At 69.7% G+C, this 16,255-nt stretch carries 12 protein-coding genes; 3 read left to right on the forward strand and 9 right to left on the reverse strand.

Annotation, left to right across the window (positions count from 1 at the left end):
* Nucleotides 1–19: 19 nt before the first annotated feature.
* From CLV56_RS17520 to CLV56_RS17535, 4 genes are read right to left on the reverse strand one after another with little or no spacing between them, the layout of a single operon-like run.
* Complete coding sequence (locus CLV56_RS17520) at nucleotides 20–949, reverse strand: GIY-YIG nuclease family protein (protein ID WP_039349123.1); 930 nt, start codon at nucleotides 947–949, stop codon at nucleotides 20–22.
* A complete protein-coding gene (locus tag CLV56_RS17525) occupies nucleotides 949–2,157 on the reverse strand; it encodes a restriction endonuclease subunit S (protein ID WP_100415356.1) in 1,209 nt (402 codons plus the stop codon). Before CLV56_RS17525 ends, CLV56_RS17520 begins: the two co-directional genes overlap by 1 nt.
* Nucleotides 2,154–3,785 (reverse strand): class I SAM-dependent DNA methyltransferase, encoded by a 1,632-nt coding sequence (locus CLV56_RS17530; RefSeq protein WP_039349115.1) that lies wholly within the window; start codon nucleotides 3,783–3,785, stop codon nucleotides 2,154–2,156. The genes CLV56_RS17525 and CLV56_RS17530 overlap by 4 nt, the downstream gene beginning before the upstream one ends.
* Nucleotides 3,786–3,787: 2 nt before the next feature.
* Nucleotides 3,788–5,863, reverse strand: a complete 2,076-nt coding sequence (locus CLV56_RS17535) for a hypothetical protein (RefSeq protein WP_039349112.1) — start codon at nucleotides 5,861–5,863, stop codon at nucleotides 3,788–3,790.
* A gap of 211 nt (nucleotides 5,864–6,074) precedes the next feature.
* Here CLV56_RS17535 and CLV56_RS17540 point away from each other — a divergent pair, with 211 nt between their 5' ends.
* Nucleotides 6,075–6,731 carry a hypothetical protein gene (locus CLV56_RS17540; RefSeq protein WP_039349110.1) on the forward strand — a complete coding sequence of 219 codons (657 nt, stop codon included), beginning with the start codon at nucleotides 6,075–6,077 and terminating at the stop codon, nucleotides 6,729–6,731.
* A gap of 92 nt (nucleotides 6,732–6,823) precedes the next feature.
* On the forward strand, nucleotides 6,824–7,342 hold the full coding sequence (locus CLV56_RS17545; RefSeq protein ID WP_039349108.1) for a hypothetical protein: 519 nt from the start codon (nucleotides 6,824–6,826) through the stop codon (nucleotides 7,340–7,342).
* 18 nt (nucleotides 7,343–7,360) lie between these two features.
* Here CLV56_RS17545 and CLV56_RS17550 read toward each other — a convergent pair whose 3' ends face one another.
* The 5 genes from CLV56_RS17550 to CLV56_RS17570 form a co-directional block, all read right to left on the reverse strand.
* The gene (locus CLV56_RS17550) at nucleotides 7,361–9,025 is read right to left on the reverse strand and encodes a GH-E family nuclease (RefSeq protein ID WP_100415358.1); all 1,665 of its coding nucleotides are present in this window, start codon (nucleotides 9,023–9,025) and stop codon (nucleotides 7,361–7,363) included.
* Between the two features lie 364 nt (nucleotides 9,026–9,389).
* Nucleotides 9,390–9,842, reverse strand: coding sequence for an aromatic ring-opening dioxygenase LigA (locus CLV56_RS17555; protein ID WP_100415359.1), 453 nt, complete (start codon nucleotides 9,840–9,842; stop codon nucleotides 9,390–9,392).
* Between the two features lie 128 nt (nucleotides 9,843–9,970).
* Entirely contained in the window at nucleotides 9,971–10,399 is a 429-nt protein-coding gene (locus tag CLV56_RS17560; protein ID WP_211288182.1) for an acyl-CoA thioesterase, read from the reverse strand.
* A gap of 175 nt (nucleotides 10,400–10,574) precedes the next feature.
* Nucleotides 10,575–14,135, reverse strand: coding sequence for a chromosome segregation protein SMC (gene smc / locus CLV56_RS17565; protein ID WP_039349104.1), 3,561 nt, complete (start codon nucleotides 14,133–14,135; stop codon nucleotides 10,575–10,577).
* 177 nt (nucleotides 14,136–14,312) lie between these two features.
* Nucleotides 14,313–14,513, reverse strand: coding sequence for a hypothetical protein (locus tag CLV56_RS17570; protein ID WP_039349102.1), 201 nt, complete (start codon nucleotides 14,511–14,513; stop codon nucleotides 14,313–14,315).
* Between the two features lie 507 nt (nucleotides 14,514–15,020).
* On the opposite strand from CLV56_RS17570, the gene CLV56_RS17575 reads away from it, so the two are divergent.
* Nucleotides 15,021–16,193, forward strand: a complete 1,173-nt coding sequence (locus CLV56_RS17575) for an ROK family transcriptional regulator (RefSeq protein ID WP_245857981.1) — start codon at nucleotides 15,021–15,023, stop codon at nucleotides 16,191–16,193.
* Nucleotides 16,194–16,255 lie beyond the last annotated feature (62 nt).

Here is a 16,255-nt window from a genome sequence, read left to right on the forward strand (position 1 = left end):
CTGGCTGATGGTTCAGAGCTCATGGCTCGACAAGGCCGCGACGTTCCCATTCACCGTAGGTGGCACCGTCCTCGGCGATCCACGACTGCCGCCCGTTGCAGGAGCGCCCAGTAGCGATCGCGCCCGCCGTCGACGGCGAGCCGAAGGGGATGTCGCGGGTCACCGTGGCAGGGGTCACTGTCGCATCAATCGCGCCGTCTTCGCGGAGCTTCTTGTGAATCGCTTCGTACCCCGCGTACGCGGCCGCGGTCGAGGATGCATACGAGGCCTTGGCTCGGATGGACGAAGCAACCAGGGAGCCCGCCAGGAGAGTGAACTCGCCGTCGATCTCCTGGGCCCGCGCCTCGACCCCTGCGCGCGGCACCGTCAGGGTGAAGAGCGGCGAGCGCGGGATGGAGCTCGCGACGGGCTCAGCCTCCGCGCTACCGCCGAGCGCCTTTCGGCCGCGCAGCACGTTGACGCCGAGGACCGGCAGGACGATCTTCAGGTACGCAATGAACTCGTCCATGTCCGAGACGTCGGCCTCGGGAAGCCGGGGAGGGTCTGGTGTGGTCCCGTTCTCGAGCGTGCATCGCGCAGCATCAGACGCGAGGGCGATGAGACGAGCTTCGAGATAACGGGCGTGGGCCTTGGTGAGGTTCTCGTCCTTCGACAAGATCAGAACGGCACGATCCCAGAAGTCCTTGCCGCGACCGCTCGCGTGCTCGCGCAACCTGGCGCCGATCACGTCCGCCTCGCCGACGTAGCACCGCAGCCCTCCGACCGCCTCGGGATCATCGCCGAGCAGGAGGTACGCGCCGGTTCGCGCGGCTTCGTCGCGTCTCAGGACAACGCCGAGGTCGGATCGCGGCGCCTGCACGATCTTCCCGGTCCAGTTGATGATCTCGGCGGTCGTGAGCCCACCGGCTGTGCCGTCCGCCAGGAAGAGCCGGACCTGCTTCCCCGCCATCAGACGACCTCCTCGACTTGCTGGATCGCGTCGCGCACGCGGAGGCGGCCCGACATCAGCTGAGGCAACAACGTGTCTCGCAGTTCGGCGAGGGTGCGGTTCTCTTCGATCGCAGAGGACGCGCGCTCGTGCAGCCCAGCCGCGTACGTCTGAAACGCGTGCATCGTCGAGTTGTCTGCGAGCCGGACGGGGAGAAGCTTGAACCGCCCCCTGCTCAACTCGAGGAACGTTGCGCCATTTGCGTGGGCGACGAAGTCATCGACGCGGGAACGCATCTCGTGGAAGATCCACATCGACACGTCCGGGTCATGGGGCTGCACGACGATGAAGCCTTGATTGACGCTCGTGGGGTGCTCCGCAATTGCGAACGCACCGATCGTCGCTCGTGACGTCATGAGGATCGAGCCTGCGGGGTACAGCTTCGATGAACACGCGCCGAGCCCGCTCTCGGTAATCCTCCGTGCCGTGTCGAACAGGTACGGGCCCACGAGCCCTGTGACGTCAGTAGGCGTTGCCCATCGGACGTCCCCGCCCCAGTACTCCTCGATCTTCGTCTTCGGCGTACCACCTCCACCCACCTCGGCCACGTCGCCAAAGGTCGCGGGGCCCAAGTTCGCATGTTGCACCTGCCTATCGAACTGCGCGGAAGCGACTGAGTCCGCTGTAGCAGCGACGGTGGTGTTGGCGGCGATCTTGTCGTCGAGGGCGCCGAGCACCTCAGCGATCGCCTGCTGCTCGGGGAGGGGTGGGACAGCCAGACGAAGCCGCTTAAGGTCCGAGAGGTTGAGTGTCGCCTGCACTGTCGTGTTGAGCGCAGAATGAAGCTGGGTCTGAACCGCGGGAGCCTGCAGCGCGTACGCAAGCCATCTCGTCACGACATGCGCAGGACGCAGCACGGCAATCGCACGCGCTACGTTCCACCCTCGGAGCGAGTCGGGCACTACTGCGACTTCCCCCACGGTGCCGACGAGTGAGACCAAAACCTCACCACCGCCAAGCCTCGTTCGGTCGTGCTTTGCCTCAATACCATTCGCAACTCTTAGGGGGTCCCCAGCGTTTATGGCTCCGCCCCGAAGGTCCTTCACCCGCAAGATCGGAACACCTTGTTCGTCGTGTGCTCCGGGTTGGACGATCCCGTAGGTAGCCTGCCCGTCGCGAAGAAGGCTACAGAGTTCTACTGTCGACCAGCCTGCCTTCACCTCCCTCACGACACACGTCCCAACTGCTCGCGGACGACCGCTGCCAGGCGGGCGGACTCGTCGAACTGCGCCTCGAGCTCCTTCGTCAGCCGCGCGATCTTCTCCTCGATCGGCTCGCCGTCGTCCTCGACCTCCGCAGCCCCGACATAACGCCCGGGCGTCAGCGCGTAGTCGGCCGTCTTGATGTCGGCCAGGCTCGCGGACTTGCAGAAGCCCGGCACGTCCTCGTACGCGATCCCTCGCTCAGTGGCCGACCGCGTCCCCCGCCAAGCGTGGTAGGTGTCGGCGATCCGGGCGATGTCGTCGTCGGACAGCCAGCGCTCGGCGCGATCGACCAAGTACCCCAGCTCGCGCGCATCGATGAAGAGCACCTCGCCACTGCGGTCGACCGCACCCTGCCGCCCGGGGGCCTTGTCCTTCGCGAAGAACCACACGCACACCGGGATGCCGGTGCTGCGGAACAGCTGTGTCGGCAGCGCAACCATGCAGGACACAAGATCCGCTTCGACGAGCTGGGCGCGGATCTTGCCCTCGCCACCGGAGTTCGAGGACATCGACCCGTTCGCCATCACGACGCCGGCTCGGCCGTCCGGAGCGAGCTTGGACAGGATGTGCTGGATCCACGCGTAGTTCGCGTTGGTCGCCGGCGGCACGCCGTACCGCCAGCGTGCGTCGTCCTCGTTGCGCACCCAGTCCTTGATGTTGAACGGCGGGTTCGCCATCACGACGTCGGCGCCGTTCGCCCCGCTCAGGTCCGGGTGGATGTCGCGCGCGAAGGTGTCCTGCCACCGCGAGCCGAGGTTGGCCGCGAGCCCGTGGATGGCGAGGTTCATCTTCGCCATCTTCCAGGTGCGCTCGTTGAACTCCTGCCCGTAGACCGAGATCGCCGTCCGGTCGCGGTCGTGCGCCTCGAGGAACTTCTCGGTCTGCACGAACATGCCGCCGGACCCACAGCACGGGTCGTACACCCGGCCGCTGCTCGGCTCCAGCACCTCGACGAGGACTCGCACGACCGACTTGGGCGTGTAGAACTCGCCGCCACGCTTGCCCTCCGCCCGGGCGAACCGCTCGAGGAAGTACTCGTACACCTCCCCCAGCAGGTCCCGCGCCTTGGTCGCGCCGTCCCCATGGAAGCGCGCGCCGTTGAGCAGGTCGATCAGCTCGCCGAGCCGCTTCTGGTCGACGTTGTCCTTGTTGTAGATCGTGGGGAGCGTGCCGTTGAGCGAGTCGTTGCCGCGCATCAGCGCATCCATGGCCTCGTCGATGAGCTGACCGACGGGCTTGCCAAGCACACCGCCGGACGGCGCCAGGCCCTTCGCGTTCTGCGCGAGGTAGCCCCATCGGGCCGACTCCGGCACCCAGAACACGCCGTGCCCCGTGTACTCGTCGGTGTCGTCGATCAGCTGCGCGACCTGGTCCTCGTCGAGACCCTCGGCCTCCAGCTCGGCAGCGAGCGCGATCCGCCGCTCGTCGAACGCGTCGGAGACGTACTTCAGGAACACCAGCCCGAGGACGACGTCCTTGTACTGCGCGGCGTCCATCGAACCGCGTAGCTTGTCGGCCGCCTTCCAGAGCAGATCCTGCAGCTCCTTGACCGTCGACGGTGCACTCGGCGTCGCCGCTCGCTTCTTCGCCATCCTCAACCCTCTTCCTCGAACCTGATGCTCATGCTGCCGTCCGACGGCGTCGCCTCGCCGGCGATCTCCAACGACACCGTCCCCGACGTCACGCCGTCGACCAATCGCGCCGACAGCCCGTCCAGGCGCCGCGCCTGCTCCCGCGCGGCCTCGCGCGACGTACGCACCGCCGCGAGCGTACTCGCGAGCGCCGACCGTTCTGCCTCCGCGACACGGCGAAGGCGCCACTGCCGCCATGCGCGGGCGCTCGGCGGCTGCTCGTTGATGTCCACCGCCACGATCTCCGCGTGCAGCCCAGCGGGATCGGCAGGATCAACCCGCAGAACCCTTGCAGGCGCCATCACAACCGACGACCCCTCGTCATCGACGATCGCGGCCGGACGCGGCGCCGTACAGAAGATGACGTCACCCGGCTCGGTGAGTCCAGCCGATGGGTACGAAGCAGCGAGGACCAGCGCTGCGATCGCACGGACTCCCGGCCGTCGTACGCCCATGACCTCATCGGGTCCGATCACTCGCAGACCACCGCCGACACCCCCGAGGTCCTCCTCTGCGAGGCGCGTGCCGGGAACCACCCGCAGGTGACGGCCGTCGAGCGCATCCGTGACCTTGATCGGTCGCAAGCCGCGCCCCGACCCCGTCCGCATCCCCGGCGCCATGGGGGCAGACAGGTCCGCCAGCCCGCCGTACGCAGCCTGGAGACCGCGTGCAGCCTCGACGATGTCGGTCATGCGGAGAGGTCGGCCCGCAGCGGCGTCGGTCAACCGGCGGGCCGACAGCAGCGAGCGGAGCGGCACCGGGTTCAGGTACGTGTACGCGTGCCGCCGCGCAAGGTCGACGTCGGCGGTGGCCGCAACAATGACGTCAGTCACGAGCTCATCGATCGTCGTCGCGTCGATCGGATCATCGGACAGGTCCACGGTCCAACAGACGTCCTCGGCGACGCCTGCCCGAAGGTCCGGTGCGCCCAGCACGTACAGCGCTAGTGCCTGTCGCGAGCGAGCAGTCACCAGCCCCGCCGGAAGCCGGACGATCGCCCGGACACGGCCACCGCGCAGCAGCGCGGACCGGGTCTGCTCGGCCGAACCACCCGACGCATCGGTCAGGGCCGACGCGGGACCGACGACCACCGCACGCTGCGTGTCGTCCATCTGCAGGACGATCTGATCGAGCGCATCCACGACCTCGGCAACTGTCATCCGCGGACGACCGGGCGCTGGAAGCTGAGTCACGATCGTCGACTCCGGAGCGGCGACGAACTCCCCGTCCGCGCTGACGTCGAGCTCGCTGCGCGCGGCGCCGTGGGTGAGCATGCGCCGGCGTACGAGCCGCTCGGCGCGTCCCTCCCCCGACGGGATCACGACCTCGGCCGGACCACGCTCCCCGTGCTCGGCGAGCACCGCCACCAGCAGGTCGCTCGAGCCAGGACGCGGGTCGACGTACGTCGCCGAACCGTCAAGCCGCGCATTCACACCGACCGCGACCCGGGCGACGAGGGTCGCGATCTCCGGCTGGAGCGCGACTGCGACGTGCTCGTCGAGGCTGCTGCGGAAACGATCCGCCATCAGGATCTCGAACGCCGCGGCAGGCGACAGCGCGGCATCCGCGCGCTGCACGGCGGCGTCGATGATTACCGGGAGACGCTCGCCCACCTGCTCGAGCTCACGGAATATCGCGGCATCGTCCGGGTCCTGTTCGTCGGCCAGGTCGAGCAGCTCCTCGGCGTCGAGCTCTCGAAGATCGTCGGGCACGGTCGCGAGCAGGCACAGGACCGCCGTCAACGCATCGAAGACCAGCGGATCGTCGTGCGGCGCGTCGCGGTCGATCCCGTACGCCGTGATCTCGTCGGCCGCGTCCGGGTTGTTGCCGCGCCCGGTGTCGCGCAGCCACGCGGCGATCTCGTCTGCGACGAACAGATCCTGCTGGCCACGGCGCTCGTACGCCGCGGGAAAGGGGTACGAGCTGGCGGCGCTGCGTGACCGCCACATCGAGACGACCGGTCGCTGCACTCGGGTGACAGCGGCGATCTCCGGCATGCCGACGAGCCTCGGCGTACGCCCGCTCTCCTCAATCGACATGCACAGTCCCCTTTCTGATCGGTGATGTGACCGTACCGAAGAACGTCGTGATGCGGCTGCTGACCTTGATAACCCGTCTTATCGCACTTCACGTGCTGACCCGCGAACAGCGGCCGTACGGTCCTGTCCGGCGTCGCGAGTCCATCTCGGGGGTTCGCGACGCCGCCACCGTCCACGAACGACGTTCCGCACACAGAACAGGAGCACGACCATGAAGATTCGTACCTCCCGCCCCGCCATCCTCGTCGCCAGCGCCGTGCTTGGCGTCGTAGCCCTGGCCGGCTGCGCGAGCTCGTCGGAGACCCCGGACACCACCGAGGCGGCGAAGGAGGCAAAGGACGCCCTTGCGGCCTCCGACGAAGAAACCCCAGAGTCGGAAGGCGACGCCACTGACGACGCGTCGGACGCACCGCTCGACGGCTCGAACAGCGGCCTCCCGCCGTCACTGGATGCCACGAACGGGCAGAGCGCCCTCTTCGGCGGCCAGTACACCTACGGCGACGGGCTGATCGTGAGGGTCGGAAAGCTCAAGCCGTACAGCGTCAGCGACAACTGGCTGCTCGATCACAAGAAGTGGCCGCAGGTGACGTTCCAGGTCACCGTATTCAACGGCACCGACGATCGGTACGACCCGTCCGGGATCTACTCGACGGCTTCGTCCGGTGGTCGCGAAGGTGAGGAGATCTTCGACTCGGCGAACGGCATCGACGGTACTCCGAGCACCACCCTCCGGCCCGGCAAGAAGGTCTCGTTCGATCTCGCCTATGCCGTCAAGGACGCCGACGACATCGACCTGGAGATCTCACCCGGGTACGACGACGACTTCAACGAGTGGGCGCCGATCCTTTTCACCACGAGCGCTTCGTGACGTGCATCCGGCTCGATTCGTCGAAGCCGGCTGACACACCTGAGGGGTGGGGAGCCGGTGCGCTCCCCACCCGACACCACAGGGGGGACACCATGAAGGGATCGACCAAGATCCTGGTTGCGATCACGGCGATGATCGCGATTGCAGTGCTCGGCGTCGGTGCGTACGTCATCGGCTCGATGGTCCAGACGCAGCGCGCGGAGGTGGCGAAGCAGGAGCGAGCCGCGGCTGAGCAGGCAGCGCAGCAGGAGGAACGGGAGACGTGCGAAGCCGCGCTCCGCCCCTACCTCCGTGCCCTGCAGGACATCGACGCACGGCTCGATGTCGGCATGACCCAAGCCGACTTCGGCGCGGCCGTCGGCGACGCATCCGTCGCGCGCAACCGCGTGGACACGACCGCGCTGTCGTCCTGGTGCTCGGGTGTGCTCGCCGATGCCGACCAGGCGCTGACCGCGTACACCACCACGAACTCGGAGTGGAACGACTGCATCTGGAGCTCGTACTGCGACACCGACGACCTCGACCTCCAGGGTCCGTGGTCCGAAGCGTCGACGCAGCTCACCGGCGCCGCCGCCTCGTTGCGCGACGGCACTCCTGGCACGCCCGGCTAGTGGGCAGATCTCGTCGTGCTAAGCCGCACACGTGTCCGATTCGTAGAGGTGACTCCGGTTGGAGGCCCGATCTTCAATCTGGTAGTGGCTCGGATCGTTAAAGTAGTTGTTCAGCTCCTGCTGGGTCCATCCCAGGGAGAGCGCTTTCATCTTGGTGCATCGCCACTCGTAGCCTGGTTTGTGGCCATAGTCGAACTTTCCGTAGCTGGGGATCACCTTTCCCGTGTTCGGGTCGATGAAGTCGCCCTCGGCAGTCTTCTTGGCCTCGGCGCGAACCTGGCTCTTCGTCGTTGCCCAGACGTTGGGGCGGACACGCAGACTGTCGGCGGTGACTACTTTCGCCATCGTGTTCTCGGGCCCGACAGCCGCCCGAATCGTGGTCGCAACCTCCGCAATATCGTCGGCCTCTGCAGCCGCCTTCTCCGCGGTTACGCCCGCCTTCACGCCCGTGGCGATCTTCGTAAAGGCGAGGCCCGGCACCGCTGCGGCGAGTGAGAGACCGGCCGCCACGTAGTCGCCGTCGATCGCATACCAGGTCGCGTTCGTCACCGCGGCGGCAACACCGACGGCTGTGAAAGGCGGCGGGGCGAACGTGGCACCCGCAAGGATGTCCAGGGTGAGGTGGCCCCAATCCTGGATCCATCGCCACACGGACTCCGCTACGGCTACAGCACAGTGCCAGTAGTCGAGCGGATTCCATGAGCAGCCGTTCTCCTCGCTCAGATCCTTCGCCAGGTTCTGCAGGACGAGGACGTCGTGCACGGGGCCGGCGCTGGCCCGCGACGCCGAAGTGGACGTGTCGTCAGCATCCGCGGCCCCGTCCGTAGCCTCGATCGCTGAGGACAACGCCGTAAGGGTCGCGGTCCTACCCGCGCCCTCGCCGTCGGACGACCCGGGGAAACGATGCTCGAACATCAGGTAGTGGGTGAACCTGCCAATGGCATAGTTCGAGCCGTCGATCTCCTCGGTGCCCGGCTGAAAGTCTGTGAACGCCCAAGCGCTGGCTTCGGCGTTCGCGGTCAAAGCTGCGGTGAGGGCGAGAATCCCGTCGGTGAGGTACTGACCGGACGGCGCCGGCGCGTACTTCGCATCCTCGAGCGACGTCCCGGACCACGCGTCGTCGCCCTGGTCGAGGTCGTACAGCCAGTAGGCGTCGGTCACTGCCTGAAGGAACTCTGTTGACCAGTAGCCGCGCGACAGCAGCAGCAGGAGGTTCTGCTTGTTCGCGACATCCTGATTGGAACGGACCTGCTCCGAGACGTCGGCACCGTCGCTCTCGTCGCCGTACAACTCCTCCGGAGTCGTCGTCGCGGTGATGAAGTCATCCGTCCAAGCGGCGGCCAAGGCACGGTCGCCTGTACCGAACGTCGCCAGGCCGAGGGTGCCCGCCAGATCAGCCAGGGTGAGGGCGTAGGCGTGGGCGTCGACGTCCTCCCGCAACGGAGTGTCGTCGCTCTCGCCGGCGGCGGTGGAGAGCGCGTCGCCGAGAGCGCGCGGTGTGGTCTCCGATGTGAAGTAGTAGGCGAAATCGGCCTGACCGCGGTTGGCCGCCAACTGCGCCTCGAGCGCGACAAGATCGCCAGCGTCGAGAGCTTTGATCGCTGCCTGAGCGTCGGCGCGAACCTCGTCAAGCGGATCCTTGATGAACGGCAACTGCGTCGATGCCCCGACGAGTCCAGCCACGACGCACAGGGCGAGTCCTGTGCGTACGATCAGGAGTCGCCAGCGCCGGTCGGTCCCCGTTCGTACGGAGGTGCGCCCGGGTCGCAGCTCGTCGGTTGTCGCACGCTGCCGGCGGCGGGAGTACGTACGTCCCAAGTCTGGCTCCTCGTACCGCTCGCCGCCGCAGTCCGGCGCTTCCGGGCCAGCCCTCCCCGTGTGGGACGCCGCAAGCTCGCGCTCACGCTACCGAGTCCCTCGAACGCGATGGGCTGAAACTGCTAAACCTGGCAGCGGCGATTCCGCATCACGTACCGACGGGAGCCTTGATGACGCGCGGCGAGGCCGGGCGCCCGCTCGGACACCGGCCTCGCCGCGTACGTCAGGGTCAGGCGGTCGTACCGCCCTCCGACGGCGGCGGTCCGGCGTGCGCGGGCGCCGCCGTACGGGCGCCGACGTCACGCATCCCGAGTCCGATCAGGACGAACAGCAGGCCCATCGCCGCCGCCATCGCGGCGACACCGAACGCGACGACGGAAGTGAACAGCGAGGCCTGGAGGAACGCCGAGTCCATGGCCGTCTCACGGACCGGGTCGTCCTGCTCCAGCTCGGCGTACGTCTTGCCGCCGGTGGCCTCCATGGTGTGCTTGTCGATCACGTCGGCCTGGCAGTAGGCGCTGATCGGCCCGTTGACGGTGTCACCGGCCGCGCAGTCGGCGTCGTCGGAGACGGTGATCTTCTGGTCGGCGAGCGTCGTGGACACGACGATCCAGGTGATGATCGCGGCGACGATCATGATCACGCCGAGCACGATCGAGGCGATGGAAGCGGTCTTACGCATGGGACGTCCCTCTCGGAGAGCATCGATCCGGAAACAGAGTGCTACGTCGGGGATACCGAACTTGGCGAACACTCTGCACCCGACACGCCGGGGTTGCACTCCGAGTTCACTGCGCGGGGAGCCGCCGTTCAGCGCAGCAACGGGGCGACGGCGTCCCGGATCGCCTCGGGGATCGGTGTCACGGTCCGACCCTCGCGGGTCACGTACACGTGCACGAACCGCCCGACCGCCGCCGGCTCCCGCGCATCGCCCTGGAACAGCCCGATCTCGTACACGATCGACGACCGCCCGAGCCGCTCGACCGCCAGCCCCACCTCGACGTCCGTCGGGAAGTCGAGCTCGCGCAGGAAGCGGCACCCGGTCTCGGCCACGAGCCCGACCGCGTCCAGCGCACGGATGTCGGTGCCGGTGGCATCGACGAGGTAGCCGTTCACGGCGGTGTCGAAGTACGAGTAGTACGTGACGTTGTTGACGTGCCCGTAGATGTCGACGTCGGCCCAGCGGGTCGTGATCGTACGCAGGACGTTGAAGTCGTCACGGGTGGGGTTCTCGCTCACCCGGGCGACGATAGCGGGGTCGGGGGTGGGACCGGGTCTCGATCCTCGCTTCCCTCAGCCGGTTCTCGAGGCGTGAGCGCAGCGAACGATCGAGAGGCGACCAGCCGGGGGATCCCTCGGCCGGTTCTCGAGGCGTGAGCGCAGCGAACGATCGAGAGGCGACCAGCGGCGTCGACTACGCCGGCTCCGCCTCGCGCATCCGCTGGCTGATCACCGCGGACACACCGTCACCGCGCATCGACACGCCGTACAGCGCGTCCGCGACCTCCATCGTGCGCTTCTGGTGGGTGATCACGATCAGCTGCGAGTTCTCGCGCAGCTCCTCGTAGATCTCGAGCAGGCGACCGAGGTTCGTGTCGTCGAGCGCCGCTTCGACCTCGTCGAGGATGTAGAACGGGCTGGGCCGCGCCTTGAACAGCGCCACCAGGAACGCGACCGCGACGAGAGACCGCTCGCCGCCGGACAGCAGGGACAGCCGCTTGACCTTCTTGCCCGGCGGCCGCGCCTCCACCTCGATCCCCGTCGTGAGCATCGAGGAGGGGTCGGTCAGGACCAGCCGTCCCTCGCCGCCGGGGAACAGCCGCGAGAACACGCCCTCGAACTCGCGCGCCACGTCGGCGTAGGCGTCGGTGAAGACCTGCTCGACCCGCTGATCGACCTCGTCGACGATCCCGAGGAGGTCGCGGCGCGTCTTGCGCAGGTCGTCGAGCTGCTCGGAGAGGAACTGGTGCCGCTCCTCCAGCGCCGCGAACTCCTCGAGCGCGAGCGGGTTGACCTTGCCGAGCAGCGCGAGCTGCTTCTCCGCGGCCCGCAGCCGCTTGGTCTGCTGAGCGCGGTCGTACGGGACGGGGTCGGGGTCCGGTGCTTCCTCGTCCGCGTCGGCGGGACGTGGCACCGGTACGAGCTGCTCGGGGCCGTACTCGGCGACGAGCGCATCGACCTCGATCCCGAGCTCCTCGAGGCTGCGCTGCTCCAGCGCCTCGATCCGCAGCCGCTGCTCGGCCCGGGCGACCTCGTCGCGGTGCACGGTGTCGGTGAGCCGGGTGAGCTCGACCGACGTCTCGCGGACCCGACGCCGCAGGTCGGCCAGAGCACGCTCCCGGTCGGCGCGGGACGCGGCCACCGCATCGCGGGCCTGCTTCGCCGCGGCGAGCGAGCCGTCGATCCGACGCAGCACGACTCCGGACGCCTCCCCCACGGCCGTCGCTGCCTCGGCCTCCCGGCGCAGCCGCTCGATCCGCTGCCGGTCGCGCTCCCGCGCCGCGCGCTCGTCGGCAGCGCGGCGTCGCAGGCCGGTCGCCCGGCCGTGGATCGCGCGGCCGCGCTCCTCGGCCGTACGCAGCGAGAGTCGGGCCTCGGTCTCCGCGGCGCGGCGCTGCTTCGCCTCCTCCGCCAGGCGCTCCATCGCCGAGGTGTCGGGGTCCTCCTCCGGCGCCTGCTCGGCGTCGGCGAGCCTCCGCTCGAGGTCGGCGAGGTCGTTCGTCGCGGCCTCCCGGCGCTGCTGGGCCGCGTCGATCTGCGTGGTGAGGCGTTCGGCCTCGCCCTTGCTCGCCCGCACCGTCGACCCGAGCTGGGCGAGCTCCTCGGTCAGGGCGGAGACCTTCGCGTCGGACTCGCGCTGCTTCGCGGTCGCCACGTCGAGGCGCTGCTGCGCGGCGTCCCGGTCGGTCCGCAGCCTCGCCACGTCGGCCTCCAGGGCCTCGTGGCGCTCGCGGACCTCGTCGAGGTCGGCCGCCGCCTGGTCGACGGCGGCCTGGGTCTCGATCAGGCTCGGCGCGTCGTGCGAACCGCCGGAGACGAGGTGCGCCCCGACCAGGTCGCCGTCGCGCGTCACGGCGACGACGTCCGGGACGGCCTCGACCAGCCCCCGCGCGTCGTCCAGGTCCTCCACGACCGCGATCCGCGTGAGCAGGCGACGCAGCGACGCCCGTACGCCGTCGGGTGCGTCGACGACGTCCACGGCGTACGTCGCGCCGGCCGGCAGGTCGGGCCACGCAGCGGCGGGGTCACCGTCGGGACCGGCCCCGAGCACGAGGGCCGCACGCCCCTGCGCGTCCTGCTTGAGCACCGAGACCGCATCGAGGGCGGTGCCGAGCCCGTCGACCGCGACCGCGTCGGCTGCGGGGCCCAGCGCGGCGGCGAGCGCCGTCTCGTACCCCGGCCGTACGGTGGCGACCGCCGCGAGCGACCCGAGAACGCCGGGGAGCCGGTCACCGGCCGCCAGCACGGCACCGGTGCCGTCCTTGCGCGCGAGACCCAGCTCGAGGGCCTCGCGTCGGGCCTGCAGCGCCGCTGCCTCGCGGTCGGCGACGTTGCGCGCCTCGATCGCCTTGCCGAGCTGGTCGGCCAGGTCCTCGACCTCGGCCCGGGCTCCGTCGATCTCGGCAGCCAGCCCGGTCTCGCCGGAGTCGAGTCCGGCGACCTGCGTCTCGAGGGCGGTGTGCTCGTGCTGGGCGCGGGCTGCCCGCTGCTCGGCGGCGGTGCGGTGCTCGGTGAGCCGGCCGATCTCCTCCTCGGCCGCGCCGACGCGGGTGCGGAAGGTCTCGACCTGGCCGGCGAGGCGCGCGAGCCCCTCTCGGCGGTCGGCGGCGGCGCGCACGAGGTCGGCCATGCGGCGCTCCTCGGACTGGTACGCCTCCTCGGCCCGCGAGCGGTCCGCCACCGCCTCGTCGAGTGCGGTCTGGGCGGTCGCGACCTCGGCGGCCGTCGCCCGCTCCTGCTCCTCGAACTGCGCGGCCTCGGCCTCGAGCTCCTCGGGGTCGCGGCCGCGACGCTGCTCGGCGGGCTGGTCCTCGGCGTTGCGGATCCGCTCGGCGGCGAGCGCGGCGACCGACTGGATCCGGTCGCGCACGCTCCCCAGCGCGTACCACGTGTCCTGGGCGGCCTGCAGCCGCGGCGCGTCCTCGCGCAGCGCCTCCTCGAGCCCGGCCTCGGACTCGCGCAGCTCGGCCAGCGTCGCCTCGACGGCGGTGCGCTTCGCCTTCAGAGCCTCCTCGTCGGCCAGCTCGGTCGCGAGCTGCGTCCGCGCGACGACGACGTCCTCGGCGAGCAGCCGGGCGCGCGCGTCCCGCACGTCGGCCTGGACCACCGCGGCCTTGCGAGCAACCTCGGCCTGGCGGCCGAGCGGCTTGAGCTGCCGCCGGATCTCGGCCAGCAGATCCTGGAGACGGGTGAGGTTGCCCTCCGTGGCGTTGAGCTTCCGCAGCGCCTTCTCCTTGCGCTTGCGGTGCTTGAGGACGCCGGCCGCCTCCTCGACGAACCCGCGTCGGTCCTCGGGCGTGGCGTGCAGGACCCCGTCCAGCTGGCCCTGGCCGACGACGACGTGCATCTCGCGGCCGATCCCGGAGTCGCTCAACAGCTCCTGGACGTCGAGCAGGCGGCACGGGTTGCCGTTGATGGCGTACTCGGAGCCGCCGTTGCGGAACATCGTCCTCGAGATCGTGACCTCGGAGTAGTCGATCGGGAGAGCACCGTCGGTGTTGTCGATCGTCAGCACGACCTCGGCGCGCCCGAGCGGCGGACGCCCGGACGTACCGGCGAAGATGACGTCCTCCATCTTGCCGCCGCGCAGCGACTTCGCGCCCTGCTCCCCCATCACCCACGACAGCGCGTCCACGACGTTGGACTTGCCGGAGCCGTTGGGACCGACCACGCAGGTGATCCCGGGCTCGAGCTGGAGGTGCGTCGCGGACGCGAACGACTTGAATCCTCTGAGGGTCAGGCTCTTGAGGTGCAAGCCGGGGCTCCTTCACGCGACGGTGGTACGGGCTCTGTCGACAGCGGACGGACTGCCGACAGCGGGGAAGGTGCCGCTCTCAGGGTAGGCGACCCCGTCGACGCCGGAGTCGATCTCGGTCCCGGCGCGTCGGAAGGCGCGGGACCGGCGGGTGGCCCGGAGGCCACCGGCCTCGGGTCAGGAGCCCGCGGGCTCGAGCAGGTCGGCGGTGCTGAACTCGGCGTCCGAGAGGGAGTCCGCCGCTGCCAACAGCTGGTCGTTCTCGCTCTTGAGCCGGAGGATCTCCGCCTCGAGGTCGGCGATGCGACGGCGGAGGTGGGCCTCTCGCGCCAGGTTCGGGTTCGGCGCCACCACGGAGCCGAGGAGAGCCTTGGCCATGGAAATCCTTCTGATCTCGATGATCTGAACTCAGGGTCTGGGCGGTCCGCGTCGCGCTCTCAGTCGCCCTCGGACCACGACGAGGCCGTGAACCCGACGCGCGGACTGCGCCGTCTTCCAATATCCCACCCGGGGTAGGTCCCGGTCAATCCGGGCCGGTGTGACGTCTGCGGCACGCCGTACGGCGGGCGGGGCCGGGTCGCACGCCGTCCGGCGCCCTTCCTCCCGCTGCCGTTGATGGCCGAGCACAGGCCCTCGAACGGCACCGAGCGCGCCCTTCCGACTCCGAGCGCGCCGCGCAAGGCGCGCCCGGAATCGGCAAGGTGCGCTCGGACCTCGGTGGCCAGTCGAGAGCGCAGAGTCGGTCCGACCGCCCGTACGGCGGGCGGTGGACGACCAGGGGCCGCGGCCGGCCCCATCCGCACGCGAGCGCCTCCGCATGAATCCGAAGATAACGAAACGGGAACGGACCTTGACCGAGGTTTGTAAGTAGGCTGAACTAACAACATGCTCGAGCGGACGACTCCCCCCAGCGGCGAACGCACGATGCCGCCGTTGCGGCCTCGTTCGACCCGCCGTTCCTCCGACAAGGTGCTGCCGGCCGACACCCGCCGCCACCACCTGTCGCTCGTGCTCCAGTGCCTCGTCGACGACGGGCCGCTGAGCCGTGCGGACCTGGCCCGCGCCACCTCGCTGACGCGGGTGACGGTCTCCGACCTGGTCTCCGAGCTCCTCGCCGACGGTCTCGTCGCCGAGCTCGGCACGAAGCCCGGCGTCCGCGCCGGCAAGCCCGCGACGCTGATCGGCCTCGTGGACGACGCCGCTCTGATCGTCGCCCTCGACCTCTCCGACGACGCCACCCTCCACGGCGCTCTGCTCGACCTGCGCGGCGCGGTGCTGACCCGTGAGGCGGTCGCGCTGGACGGCGCCCGCGGTGACGACGCGGTCGACCTCGTCGTCGCGCTGGCGCAGCGGCTGGTCGCCGACGCCGAGCACCAGGTGATCGGGGTCGGCATCGGCACACCCGGTGTGGTCGACGACAAGGGCGTGGTGCGCCAGGCCCCGAACCTCGGGTGGTACGAGCTGCCGCTCGCGCAGCTCGTGACGGACCGGCTCGGCCTGCCGGTCTCCATCGCCAACGACGCGAACATCGCCGCGCTCGCCGAGTGCACCTTCGGCAGCGGGAACGCCCACGGCCTCCTCCTGGTCGCGGTCGGGCACGGTGTCGGTGGCGGCATCCTGATGGACGGCGCCGTGCTCGGCGGCCCTCTGATGTCCGCGGGCGAGATCGGCCACGTCGTCGTGGAGCCCGGCGGACTCCCGTGCGCCTGCGGCAACCGCGGGTGCCTGGAGACGCTCCTGGCGGTCCCCCGGCTCCGTGCCCGTCTCGCCGGGTGCGACGCCGACGAGCGAGCAGCGGAGCTCGCAGCGGTCGGCTCGACGCTGGGAGCGGCGCTCGCCCCGATCGTCACCACGCTCGGGATCGCCGACGTCGTGCTCTACGGCCCGACCGAGCTGCTCGACGGGCCTCTCCTGGAGGCGGTCCGCGACGAGGTCGCCGGCCGCAGCATGCCGGTAGTGACCGAGAGCCTGGACGTGCGGATGGCGTCGCTCGCGCGCGACGTCGTCCTCACCGGCGCGGCGGCCCAGGTCCGCTTCGCCCAGCTAGGGGTGGTCTGACGTCGGACACCCCAGCCGCTGACCCCGGACCCAACGAACGACCAGCACCGATCAACACCAGC

This window comes from Mumia flava (genome assembly GCF_002797495.1).
GTDB classification, from domain to species: Bacteria; Actinomycetota; Actinomycetes; order Propionibacteriales; family Nocardioidaceae; genus Mumia; species Mumia flava.

Excerpts from the sequence above, each read along its gene's own strand:
- CLV56_RS17520 (WP_039349123.1), bottom strand. The coding sequence starts at position 949 with ATGGCGGGGAAGCAGGTCCGGCTCTTCCTGGCGGACGGCACAGCCGGT.
- CLV56_RS17530 (WP_039349115.1), bottom strand. The coding sequence starts at position 3,785 with ATGGCGAAGAAGCGAGCGGCGACGCCGAGTGCACCGTCGACGGTCAAG.
- CLV56_RS17535 (WP_039349112.1), bottom strand. The coding sequence starts at position 5,863 with ATGTCGATTGAGGAGAGCGGGCGTACGCCGAGGCTCGTCGGCATGCCG.
- CLV56_RS17540 (WP_039349110.1), top strand. The coding sequence starts at position 6,075 with ATGAAGATTCGTACCTCCCGCCCCGCCATCCTCGTCGCCAGCGCCGTG.
- CLV56_RS17545 (WP_039349108.1), top strand. The coding sequence starts at position 6,824 with ATGAAGGGATCGACCAAGATCCTGGTTGCGATCACGGCGATGATCGCG.
- CLV56_RS17555 (WP_100415359.1), bottom strand. The coding sequence starts at position 9,842 with ATGCGTAAGACCGCTTCCATCGCCTCGATCGTGCTCGGCGTGATCATG.
- CLV56_RS17570 (WP_039349102.1), bottom strand. The coding sequence starts at position 14,513 with ATGGCCAAGGCTCTCCTCGGCTCCGTGGTGGCGCCGAACCCGAACCTG.
- CLV56_RS17575 (WP_245857981.1), top strand. The coding sequence starts at position 15,021 with ATGCTCGAGCGGACGACTCCCCCCAGCGGCGAACGCACGATGCCGCCG.